Origin of the sequence: Faecalibacterium sp. i25-0019-C1 (assembly GCF_042854225.1) — a bacterium.
GTDB lineage: Bacteria > Bacillota > Clostridia > Oscillospirales > Ruminococcaceae > Faecalibacterium > Faecalibacterium taiwanense.
Window position 1 is genome coordinate 1,001,291 of sequence record NZ_AP031428.1, and the last position, 11,726, is coordinate 1,013,016.

11 protein-coding genes are annotated in these 11,726 nt (G+C 58.9%); 9 read left to right on the plus strand and 2 right to left on the minus strand.

Annotation, left to right across the window (positions count from 1 at the left end; all coding sequences use genetic code 11):
* Positions 1–51 precede the first annotated feature (51 nt).
* Both ACGHUK_RS04985 and mgsA read left to right on the plus strand, forming a co-directional pair.
* Positions 52–183 carry a hypothetical protein gene (locus ACGHUK_RS04985; RefSeq protein ID WP_390575318.1) on the plus strand — a complete coding sequence of 44 codons (132 nt, stop codon included), beginning with the start codon at positions 52–54 and terminating at the stop codon, positions 181–183.
* Between the two features lie 194 nt (positions 184–377).
* Entirely contained in the window at positions 378–782 is a 405-nt protein-coding gene (mgsA, locus tag ACGHUK_RS04990) for a methylglyoxal synthase (RefSeq protein ID WP_005939970.1), read from the plus strand.
* A 318-nt stretch (positions 783–1,100) separates the two neighbouring features.
* On the opposite strand, the gene ACGHUK_RS04995 is transcribed toward mgsA, so the two are convergent.
* Both ACGHUK_RS04995 and rnhA read right to left on the minus strand, forming a co-directional pair.
* Positions 1,101–1,631 (minus strand): hypothetical protein, encoded by a 531-nt coding sequence (locus ACGHUK_RS04995; protein ID WP_097781947.1) that lies wholly within the window; start codon positions 1,629–1,631, stop codon positions 1,101–1,103.
* Positions 1,628–2,092, minus strand: a complete 465-nt coding sequence (rnhA, locus tag ACGHUK_RS05000) for a ribonuclease HI (RefSeq protein ID WP_005939979.1) — start codon at positions 2,090–2,092, stop codon at positions 1,628–1,630. The genes ACGHUK_RS04995 and rnhA overlap by 4 nt, the downstream gene beginning before the upstream one ends.
* A 399-nt stretch (positions 2,093–2,491) precedes the next feature.
* On the opposite strand from rnhA, the gene ACGHUK_RS05005 reads away from it, so the two are divergent.
* From ACGHUK_RS05005 to hpt, 7 genes are all read left to right on the plus strand, one after another.
* A complete protein-coding gene (locus ACGHUK_RS05005) occupies positions 2,492–4,318 on the plus strand; it encodes a ribonuclease J (RefSeq protein WP_390575321.1) in 1,827 nt (608 codons plus the stop codon).
* A gap of 46 nt (positions 4,319–4,364) precedes the next feature.
* Positions 4,365–6,344, plus strand: coding sequence for a DHH family phosphoesterase (locus ACGHUK_RS05010; RefSeq protein ID WP_390575323.1), 1,980 nt, complete (start codon positions 4,365–4,367; stop codon positions 6,342–6,344).
* 23 nt (positions 6,345–6,367) lie between these two features.
* The gene (gene glf, locus ACGHUK_RS05015; RefSeq protein ID WP_249235767.1) at positions 6,368–7,471 is read left to right on the plus strand and encodes a UDP-galactopyranose mutase; all 1,104 of its coding nucleotides are present in this window, start codon (positions 6,368–6,370) and stop codon (positions 7,469–7,471) included.
* Positions 7,472–7,767: 296 nt separating this feature from the next.
* Positions 7,768–8,223 carry a 50S ribosomal protein L9 gene (gene rplI / locus ACGHUK_RS05020; RefSeq protein WP_005939994.1) on the plus strand — a complete coding sequence of 152 codons (456 nt, stop codon included), beginning with the start codon at positions 7,768–7,770 and terminating at the stop codon, positions 8,221–8,223.
* A gap of 80 nt (positions 8,224–8,303) precedes the next feature.
* Positions 8,304–9,704, plus strand: coding sequence for a replicative DNA helicase (gene dnaB / locus ACGHUK_RS05025; protein WP_005939997.1), 1,401 nt, complete (start codon positions 8,304–8,306; stop codon positions 9,702–9,704).
* Positions 9,704–11,161: a tRNA lysidine(34) synthetase TilS gene (tilS, locus tag ACGHUK_RS05030; RefSeq protein WP_390575326.1), complete on the plus strand. Its 1,458-nt coding sequence runs from the start codon at positions 9,704–9,706 to the stop codon at positions 11,159–11,161. The genes dnaB and tilS overlap by 1 nt, the downstream gene beginning before the upstream one ends.
* Positions 11,158–11,706, plus strand: coding sequence for a hypoxanthine phosphoribosyltransferase (gene hpt, locus ACGHUK_RS05035; protein ID WP_005940003.1), 549 nt, complete (start codon positions 11,158–11,160; stop codon positions 11,704–11,706). Before tilS ends, hpt begins: the two co-directional genes overlap by 4 nt.
* Positions 11,707–11,726 lie beyond the last annotated feature (20 nt).

Below are 11,726 nucleotides of genomic sequence, written 5' to 3' on the forward strand. Positions count from 1 at the left end.
CAGGCCGCTGCAGGCCAGACCACCGGCAATGCCGCAGCCCAGCCTGCACAGATGACACCCGCCGCAGACACCGCTGCGCCGGAAACGGCAGCAGAAGGGGAAGCCCAGCCTGCCGTGCAGGACGAGCAGCAGCCCGCCGCAGACACCGAGCAGAACCCCGATGCCATTGCGCCGGAGAACTGAAAACGGGAGACAAAACCGACACGGGAAAGGGCACTGCAGCGGGGTTTTGAATGGAAACATCCCTGAAAAGAAAACAAAATTGAATATTCTGTATAAAAAACAGTTGTAAAAGATTGGATTTTGTGATATCATTTTAGGCGAAGGACTTTTTTACAAAAGCGTTCCAATCGTTTAGGAAGAGGAGAGGGTAACGGATGACGATTGCACTCATTGCGCATGACTCCAAAAAGGAGCTGATGGTTCAGTTTTGTACGGCGTACTGCCGCATCCTGAGCCAGCATAAACTGGTAGCGACCGGCACCACCGGTAAACTGATCGCAGAAGCTACCGGCTTACAGGTGCAACGCTTTCTGGCCGGTGTGCAGGGCGGCGACCAGCAGATCGCATCCCGCATCGCCTGCAATGAGATCGACCTGTTGCTGTTCTTCCGTGATCCCATCAACGCAAAGCCCAGCGAACCCAACGAAATGACGCTGCTGCGCCTGTGCGATGTGCACAACATTCCCATGGCCACCAACATTGCTACTGCCGAGGTACTGATCCACGGCTTGGAGCGCGGCGATCTGGATTGGCGCGATATCGTGCATCCCCAGAACTGACAAAACGATTTGGAATGGTTCCGCGTGCGCTGCGCCATATTCAGCGGAAATTATATTGATAATGCGAAAATCGGGAACATCTGCGGATGTTCCCGATTTCCATTTTCATAGGAATGGGGTCCGAACCGCAGACTGCATTTCTGCCGCCGTGCGGCTGTTTCCGCAGGAAGCAAAAACAGCAGATGCCGTGTGCCGCAGCGGCCTTGCCTGTGAAAAAAAGAATTCCGGAAAATCCGCAGATTTCCGGAATTCTAATATAAAAATAATGTTTCCGCTGAATATGGCCAGAGTGCAACGGAGGCCATTTGAAACGTACGGTTAAACTTTAAAATCCTCGGCCATCTCCGCCACATCTTCCGGGGCAAAATCGCCAAGCGGCAAGATCAGCCGTGCCAGTGTCTCCTGCGGCAAAGCTGCAAGAATCGTGCTGTCATCACTGCCGGTGCCTGCGGGCGGGCAGACGGTGTGCACGCCGTCTGCACCGGTCTCCACCCGGGCACGGTGAGCGGTTGCCACATATTGCATCCCAAGCTTGTCTGCAGCCGTCAGCAGGGCGGCAAACAGCGGCGTGCCGCCTTCGCCCAGAACGTCTGCGTCCTGCCCGGCCAGTGCTTCGGCGTTCAGCACGATGCACTCGATGCCAAGGGCCTCTGCTGCCTTTTTAGCGCTTTCCGCATCGGCGGTCTGTTCTGCTGCCAGCCGCACGGCAGCGCCCGCCACGGCAAAGCCCTGCTGCTGTAAAATGCGCACAGCTACGGCGCATTCTCTGCTGCCGTCCATCTGCACCAGAACCTTATCCTGACTCTCGTAGGTGTCGAACCCACTGCCGGGCAAAAATGTGTCGCTCATGTTCCCTGCCTCCCGCCATGTGCTTTGCTTTGGGCCACGGCCAGCTGGTCGCAGCGTTCGTTCTCCGGGTGGCCTGCGTGGCCCTTGACCCAGACATAGGTGATCTTGTGCCGGGCTTCCTGCTCCAGTGCCTGTGCCCAGAGATCCGGGTTCAGGGCGGGGGAGCCATCTGCTTTTTTCCAGCCCCGGCGCTGCCAGTTTTTGGCCCAGCCCTTCTGAAGCCCGTTGATGACATACTGGCTGTCGGAGCACAGCCGTACCTCGCACGGCTCCTTGAGCTGGCGCAGTGCTTCGATAAAGGCTGTCAGCTCCATGCGGTTGTTGGTGGTGCTGTCGTCGCCGCCGCTCAGCTCTTTTTCGTAAACTTTGCCGTTAAAACGGTAGCGCAGCACGGCACCCCAGCCGCCCGGGCCGGGATTGCCGCTGCATGCGCCGTCGGTGTACACTTCGACCTGCTTCATGCGGTTCTCCTTCTAAAATGGGTTGCTTCTATTTAGCGCTATTTTCCGGCTTCTGTCAAGTGCGAATGTATATTCCGTGCCGGAGCTGCCAAACCTTGGAATTGACAAAAACGCCGGGAAATACTATACTTATCCTAACAAAATGCGTATAGGGGCGCACCGCAGGCGTGTGCCCGGGCGTTCCAACAGAAAAGCCACGGTCGCATCGAGCAGATGGACCTATCTGGCACAAAACCTCTTACGGAACAGGCAGCGGTTTGCAAAAAACACGCTGAGAAATAAATTCTATACGGTGCATCCAACGGAAGCCGATGCGATTTTTCAAGGTGCTTCCCATGCACAGCGCGGCTGTTCCCACAAGCGGGGACGGCCTGCGCTGTAATTATTTTGGAGGTCAGAATGGCACAGTCGAAAGAAAATACCAATAATTCCGCACGCAGCAAGGCAACAGCTGCTGCTCAGAGCACCGGCGCACCCGCCGCGCAGACGGGCGAAAAGCGCCCCCGCACCACCCGCCGCCCTTATTATAACCGTCGGCCCCGCCGCCCGCAGCAGCCCAGAGAGGCCGCTGTGCCCATCCACATCTATCCGCTGGGCGGTCTGGGCGAAGTGGGCAAGAACATGACCGTGTACGAGTGCAACGGCGACATGATCATCGTGGACTGCGGCCTTGTGTTCCCGGACAGCGACATGTACGGCGTGGACATGGTCATCCCGGACTTCACCTTTGTGGTGCAGAACAAGGATAAGATCAAGGGCCTGCTCATCACCCACGGCCACGAAGACCACATCGGCAGCATCCCGTATCTGCTGCAGAAACTTGACCTGCCCATCTATGGCACCCGCCTGACCTGCGGCCTGATCCGCAACAAGCTGGAGGAGTTCGGTCTGGCAGGTAGGACCAAGTTCGTGGAGATCACCCCCAGACAGAAGATCAAGCTGGGCTGCTTTACCATTGAGCCCATCCATGTGAACCACTCCATCCCGGATGCGGTGGCCTTTGCCATCGACAGCCCGGCTGGCACCATCATCCAGACCGGCGACTTCAAGATCGATTATACCCCGCTGGCCTGCGGCGTCACCGACCTGTCTACGCTGGCCGAGTACGGTCAGCGCGGCGTGCTGGCCCTGCTGAGCGATTCCACCAACTCCGAGCGTCCGGGCTTTACCGCCACCGAGCAGAAGGTGGCTGCAGGCGTGCGCAATCTGTTCGCCCGTGCCCGCAACAAGCGGATCATCATTGCCACCTTTGCTTCCAACATCTACCGCGTGCAGCAGATCATCGATCTGGCTGTGGAGGATGGCCGCAAGGTGGCATTCAGCGGCCGCAGTATGGTGAACAACACCGCTATGGCGCAGGAGCTGGGCTATATGCACATCCCGGAGGGCACCCTCATCAGCGTGGATGAGCTGAACCAGTATCCTCCGGAGCAGGTAGTGCTCATTACCACCGGCAGCCAGGGCGAACCCTTGAGTGCCCTTTCCCGTATGGCATCCTGCAGCCACCGTCAGGTGCGCGTGGGCCCCGGCGACTTCATTATCATTTCGGCAAATCCCATTCCCGGCAACGAGAAGAGCGTGACCAAGATCGTCAACGGTCTGCTGCTGCTGGGTGCAGAGGTCATTTACGAGAGCATGTACGATGTGCATGTTTCCGGCCACGCCTGTCAGGAAGAACAGAAGCTCATGCTCACCCTGACCAGACCCAAGTACTTCCTGCCGGTGCACGGCGAGTACAAGCAGCTCAAAAAGCACGCCCTCACCGCTGCCAGCCTTGGCATCCCTACCAGCAACATTCTGATCGCGGAGAACGGCTCCAATGTCATTCTCAGCCAGGACGAGATAAAGCTGGGCGAGCCTGTCACCGCCGGTGCAGTGATGGTGGACGGCCTTGGCGTGGGCGACGTGGGCAATGTGGTCCTGCGCGACCGCAAGCACCTGTCCGAGGACGGTCTGGTCATCATTGTGGCCACCGTGGACAGCAAGACCGGCAAGGTGCTGGCCGGCCCGGACCTTGTGAGCCGCGGCTTTGTGTATGTGCGCGAGAACGAGAGCCTGATGGACGGTGCACAGAGCATCGTGGAAAATGCGCTGGACCGCTGCGTGGATGAACATGTGCGCGACTGGAACAGCGTCAAGACCCGCGTGCGCGAGGCACTGAGCAGCTATATCTATCGGCGCACCAAGCGCAGCCCGATGATCCTTCCCATCCTGATGGAGGTCTGATCCGGGCACGCTACCGCAAACAATGCGGCGGAAGGCAGGAGATTTGATGAAACAAAAACCAAGATGGACATTGGAGATGCTCACCGCCAGTCTGGCCGTGCTGTGCGGCCTGCTGGTGCTGGTGCTGCTGATCCAGCGGCCCACGGCATGGCCGGCGCTGCTGGTACTGGTGGTGCTGTGGGGCGCTGTGGTGGTGCTGTTCCGCTGCCAGCTGCGCAAGTGGGTGGCCCGGTGGATGTGCGGCGGCAGCTTTGAAGGCTCCAAGCTGCAGTTCAGTCTGGAGCCGCTCTCTCAGCCGGCCGCGCTGCTTTCCGGTGAGACGGTGCTGTGGTACAATGCACAGTTCCGCACCCGCCTGTTGAACGGGCAGGATGCGCTGGTGAGCCGCGTGCAGAAGGTGCTGCCCGGCCTTGATCTGCAGCAGTGCCGCAAGCAGGAGGGCCAGCTGCTGACCCTCGCGGACGGCATGTGGAGCGTACACAGCTCCACGGTGCCCGGCGATGCGGAGAGCATGACCCTGCTGGTGCTGAACGAGGAAACCGCCCTGCGCAAGGTGGAGGCGGAATACAAAGCCAGCCGTCCGGGCTATCTGGTGTTTCTGGTGGACGGCTACGACGATGTGTTCGGTGACATGCTGGACAGCGAGCGTGCCCGCCTGCTGGAAGGCATCAACCGCACGCTGGAGGATATGATCGGCCGGGGCAGCGGCTTTTTGCGCCGTGTGGCCAGCGGCCGCTATATCGCTGTGGTGGAAGAGCGCCAGATGGAGCAGTTCGCCAACCGCGGCTACGATGTGCTGGACAAGATCCGTGCGCTGGATCCCAGCGTGAACCTTTCGCTGTCCATCGGCATTGGCCGCGGGGCCAAGACCCTGCGGGAAGCCCAGGATATGGCCGTGCAGGCGCTGGATATGGCGCAGGGCCGCGGCGGCGATCAGGCCGCTGAAATGACACCGGACGGCTTTACGTTCTACGGCGGCGTGAGCCACGGCGTGGAAAAGCGCAGCAAGGTGCGCAGCCGCATCGTGGCCGATCAGCTGGTAAAACTGATCAAGGAAGCAGATCATGTGGTCATCATGGGCCACCGCATGAGCGATCTGGATGCCATCGGCTCCGCCGAGGGCGTGCTGCGCATCTGCAAAATATGCGATATCCCGGCGGTGATCGCGGTGCGGCGTGACGCTACCCTTGCGGGCAGCTTGATCGATGCATTGTGCCGTGCAGGCCAGAAGGACGACTTTATCGACCCGAAGGACGCACTGCCCATCATCTCCAAGCGCACCTTGTGCATCGTGGTGGATACATATCAGGTGGGCCTTGTGGAAAGCAAGGATATTCTGGAAAAATGCGGCAAGGTAGCCGTGATCGACCACCACCGCAAGGGCGTGGGCTACATCGAGAACCCGGCGTTGGTCTGCCATGAGCCGTATTCTTCCTCGGCCAGTGAGCTGGTCACGGAGCTTTTGCAGTACGTGGGCGAGCGCGACGACAAGCCCAACCGTGTGGAGGCCGAGGGCCTTTTGTCCGGCATCATGCTGGATACCCGCGATTTTACCCTGCACACCGGTGTGCGTACCTTTGAAGCTGCCGCTGCGCTGCGCCGCTATGGCGCGGAGACGGAGCGGGTGCGCCAGCTGTTCGATGTGACCATGGTGGAGTACAATGCCAAGGCTGATCTGGTGGAAAAAGCACGCATGTACAAAAATTGCGCGATCTCCGTCAGCGGCGAGGTGGCACCGGAAGCCCGCGTGGCCATTGCACAGGCGGCAAACGATCTGCTGACCATTCAGGGCGTGGATGCCAGCTTTGTGGCAGTGCAGGTGGGCACAGGCGTGAACATCTCGGCCCGCAGTCTGGGTGCCGTGAACGTGCAGGTGATCATGGAATCTTTGGGCGGCGGCGGCCACCAGACCATGGCAGCAGCACAGCTCAAGCATATCACGCCGGAAGCAGCCCGTGCCCGCATCGAAGGTGCCATCGACAAATACTATGCATCGCAGAAAAAGGGCGATGTAGAAGGAAAATAAACGGAACAGAGAGGATCACACCCATGAAACAGTACGATTACCTGATCGTTGGTGCCGGCCTTTACGGCGCGGTCTTTGCACAGGAAGCAAAAAAGGCAGGCAAGAAGTGCCTTGTGATCGATAAGCGCAGCCACATTGCAGGCAATATCTACACGGAGCCGGTGGAGGGAATCAACGTCCACCGCTACGGTGCACATATCTTCCACACCAACAACAAGGCTGTGTGGCAGTATGTGAACCAGTTTGCAGAGTTCAACCGCTACACCAACAGCCCGGTGGCAAACTACCACGGCGAGATTTACAACCTGCCCTTCAATATGAACACCTTTAATAAGATGTGGGGCGTTGTTACCCCTGCCGAAGCCAAGGCCAAGATCGAAGAGCAGAAGAAGGAAGCAGGCATCACCGACCCGCAGAATCTGGAAGAGCAGGCCATCAGCCTTGTGGGCACCGATATCTACGAAAAGCTCATCAAGGGCTACACTGGCAAGCAGTGGGGCCGCCCCTGCACCGAACTGCCGGCCTTCATCATCAAGCGTCTGCCGGTGCGCTTCACCTACGACGACAACTATTTCAACGCACTGTATCAGGGTATTCCCAATGGCGGCTACACCGCCATGGTGGAAAAGATGCTGGACGGCACCGAGGTGCGGCTGAATGTGGATTATCTGGCCGACCGCGAAAATCTGAACGCTCTGGCCGAGAAGGTGGTCTACACCGGCCCGGTGGATGCCTACTTTGGCTACAGGCTGGGTGCTCTGCAGTACCGCAGCGTCCGCTTTGAGACCGAGGTGCTGGACACCGACAACTATCAGGGCAACGCGGTGGTCAACTATACCGATGCGGAAACTCCCTACACCCGCATCATCGAGCACAAGCACTTTGAGTTCGGCACCCAGCCCAAAACGGTCATCAGCCGCGAGTACAGCGCTGAGTGGAAGAAGGGCGACGAGCCGTACTACCCCGTCAATGACGAGAAGAACGGTGCCCTGTATGCCGAGTACAAGAAGCTGGCCGATGCGGAGCCGGACGTGATTTTTGGCGGCCGTCTGGGCGAGTATAAGTACTATGACATGGACAAGGTCATTGAGGTAGCTCTGGACGTGGCCGCAAAGGAACTGAAATAAGAAAACTCCTTCAGTCATCACTTGCGTGATGCCAGCTGTTCCCCTTCTGGCACTTTGTGCCACCTCCCCCGGCCGGGGGAGTCTGTCTCAAAGAAGGAGCCTCTGGCGAAAAGGACAAGCCTTCGTTTTTGCCAAAGGCCCCATCTCAGAGGGGGCTGTCTGCGAAGCGGACTGGGGGAGTTCACTTGAGGATAATGCTGCAATGCGCGCTTCCTCTTGCCCAAAAGCGACAAATGCGCTATACTATAAACACAACAACTGCACCGGTTTTCCGGTGAGAAGTGAGGGATAACATCATGAAAGTGATTCTCAAGCAGGATATCAAGGGCATTGGCAAGAAGGACGAGATCCACGAGGTCTCCGACGGCTACGCCCGCAACTATCTGTTCCCGCGCAAGCTGGCCGCTGTGGCAGATGCCAGCGCTGTGAACGTTGCCCGCAGCAAGGAAGCTGCTGCCGATTTCCACGAGGCTGAGACCGTAGCTGCTGCCAAGGATCTGGCCGCAAAGATCGAGGGCAAGACCGTGACCATCAAGGCCAAGGGCGGTGCATCCGGCCGTCTGCACGGCAAAGTCACCGGCAAGGAAGTTGCCGATGCTTTGGCTCAGCTGGCAGGCGCACCCATCGATAAGAAGAAGATCGAGCTGGAGACCAAGGATATCAAGGATGCCGGTGTGTTCAACGGCAAGGTTCGTCTGCACGTTGGTGTGGTCGCTTCTTTCAAGATCATGGTGGAAGTGGAACAGGCCTGATTTTTCTGCCATCTGCGCCCCCTCACAGCAGGGGGCGCTTTTTGGCTTTTCAGCGAAATGATGCAAAAGGATAAACTACCATGCCGAACGAACGACATTATTCCAATGAACTGAATCTGGAAAGCGTGGGCATCAACCTGCCCTACAACATGCAGGCAGAGCAGAGCGTGCTGGGTGCGGTGCTGCTCAAACCGGAAACGCTCACCGACTTGGTGGAGATCATCCGGCCGGAGATGTTCTACACCCGGCAGAACGCGCAGATCTACTCCGAAATGCTGCGCCTGTTCACCGCCGACCAGACCATCGACTTTGTGACATTGCTGGACGCTGTTATCTCGGACGGCGTGTTCCCCAGTGCCGACGAAGCAAAGGTGTACCTGACCGGCCTTGCCGAGACGGTGCCCAGCATCTCCAATGTGAAGGCCTATGCCCAGATCGTGCAGGAAAAGTATCTGGTGCGCCAGCTGATGGGCGTTGCAAAGGACATCCTGCAGGATGCCGGAGATGAGCCGGATGCCGACCTGCTGCTGGAAAACGCGGAGCAGCGCATTTATGAGATCCGCTCCGGCCGCGATTCCAGCGCACTGACACCGCTTTCCTCCAGCATGGTGGAGACCCTGACCAACCTGCAGAAGATCAGCGGCCCGGATGCGGACAAATACAAGGGCATCCCCACAGGCTTCCGCCTGCTGGATACGGTGCTCACCGGCCTTGGCCGCGGCGACCTCATCATCCTTGCGGCCCGCCCCGGTATGGGCAAGACCAGCTTTGCGCTGAACATCGCCACCCGCGTGGCCATGCAGCAGAAGGTGCCGGTGGCCATTTTCAGCTTGGAAATGACCAAGGAACAACTCACGAACCGCATCCTTTCTGCCGAGGCCGGCATCGACAGTCAGGCATTCCGCACCGGTGCCCTGCGCGCCGAGGACTGGGAATATCTGGCCCTTGCCACCGAAAAGCTGCACGATGCACCCATCTATATGGACGATACCTCCGGCATCACCATCACCGAGATGAAGGCGAAGATCCGCCGGGTGAATCAGGACCCCACCCGCCCGAATGTGGGTCTCATCGTCATCGACTATCTGCAGCTGATGACCACCGGCCAGCGCAGCGAGAACCGCGTGCAGGAGATCAGCTCCATCACCCGAAACCTCAAGATCATGGCAAAGGAAATGAATGTGCCCATCATCGCACTTTCTCAGCTGTCCCGTGCGGTGGAAAAGCAGGGCAACAATTCCAGCCACCGGCCCCAGCTTTCCGACCTGCGCGATTCTGGTTCTATCGAGCAGGATGCCGACTGCGTTCTGTTCCTGTACCGCGATTCCTACTATGCCAGCCAGAACCCGGACGGCGCTGAGGTGGATGCCGATACGGCAGAGTGCATCGTGGCGAAGAACCGTCACGGCGAGACCAGCACGGTGCCGCTGGGCTGGGATGGTGCCCACACCCGCTTTATGGATGTGGACTTTAAACGCTGATGAACAATGAAAAAATTCTGGCGCATGTGCGCATGTTTGTTCTGCGAGAAAAGCTGCTTTGCCCGGGCGAGCCGCTGCACTTGGCCGCGGCAGTGTCCGGCGGGGCGGACAGCATGGCACTGCTGCGCATCCTGCTGGCCCTGCAGCCGGAATTCGGGTTTGTGCTTTCGGCCTGCCATGTGAACCACGGCCTGCGCGGTGAGAGCGCTGACCGGGACGAAGCCTTTGTGCGGGCGGAATGCGCCCGGCTGGGTATGCCGCTGCGGGTGTTCCATGCTGCAGAGATGGCCGACGAAGTGGGCCTGCCGTCGGAACATGCCGGGGAGGACTGGGCGCGCCGCCTGCGCTATGCCTGCTTTGCGCGTTTGTGCGGGGAGGGGATAGATGTCGTTGCAACGGCCCATACTGCAAATGATCAGGCTGAGACCCTGCTGCTGCGGCTGGCCCGGGGCACGGGGCTGCACGGTGCGGCAGGCATCCGGCCAAAGCGCGGGTGCTACCTGCGGCCATTGCTGGCCCTTACCCGGCAGGATACCGAAAGCTTCTGCCGTGCAGCCGGGCAGGCATGGGTCACAGATGAGACGAACGCGACCGATGCCTATGCCCGCAACCGGGTGCGCCGTGCGGCACTGCCTGCACTGCAGAGCACCAACGGCGCAGCGGTGGAAAACCTTGCCCGCTTCTGCGAGAAGGCAGCCCGCGCGGATGCCTATTTTGCCCGGAAGGCCGAAGAGCTGCTTTCCGCTGCACGTCTGGATGCGGCACAGGCTGCCATCAAAAGCCCGGAAGCCTGCACGGTGTGGCGGCTGGGCCCGCTTTCCGCTGCGGATGCGCTTATTTTGGAAGCAGCCATGCACTCGCTGACGGCTCCCGTGCGTGACGCAGAGGAAAAATATGTGCAGCTGCTGTGCGGCCTTGTGCGGCGCGGCAGCGGTGCGGTACAGCTGACTGACCGGGTGCGCTTTTGTGCCGGAGACGGATGCTTCTGGCAGGAGATTGTGCCGGAACGGCCCCGGCAGCAGGAAGACAAACGGCCGGAAAGCCAGCCCTTTCAGCCGGAAAAACAGGCAGAATACTGCCTTGCGGGCGGCTGGAAGGTGACTGCAGGGCTTTTTACGGCTGATTTTGAAGAAAAAATACAAGTCGTTCATAAAAAAGACTTAAAAAATCAGGCGGATTATGCTAGAATAACTACGTTGTATGCTGGTCTTGTCCTGCGCACCCGCCAGCCGGGAGATGTCTACCGCCCGGCGGGGCGAAGTGTACACAACCGGCTGCGCAAGTGGATGAACGAAACGGGCATCCCGGCCAGCCAGCGCGATCAGCTGCCGCTGCTGGCGGCGGGCAGCGAAGTACTGTGGGTCTGCGGTGCGGGCTTTGCCGAGGGCCTTGCCCCGGATGCAGACACTGCGCAGGTGCTGCAGATGGAAATGGAACATAGGGAGGAAATAACATGAGTATGCATGATGATATCAAGACTGTTCTGGTCAGTGAAGAAGAGTTAAAGGCAAAGGTTGCTGAGCTGGGTGCCCAGATCAGCAAGGATTACGAGGGCAAGAACCTTGTTCTGGTGTCCATCCTCAAGGGTTCGGTGGTGTTTATGGCCGACCTGATGCGTGCGGTGAGCATTCCCTGCAGCATCGATTTTATGGTGGTGTCCAGCTACGGTGGCAGCAACACTGTTACCAGCGGCCTTGTAAAGATCATCAAGGATCTGGACGGTGATCTGTCCGGCAAGGATGTGCTGATCGTGGAGGATATTCTGGATACCGGCGTCACCCTCTCGAATCTGGTGCCCATGCTCAAGATGCGCAACCCCAACTCGGTAAAGATCTGCACCATTCTGGACAAGCCCAGCCGCCGCAAGGCCGATATCCAGCCTGACTACGAGGGCTTCCAGGTGCCGGACGAGTTCGTGGTGGGCTACGGTCTGGACTACGATGAAAAATACCGCAACCTGCCTTATGTGGGTGTGCTCAAGCCTGAAGTCTACGAGAAGTGATTTCTCACACTATAATTCAT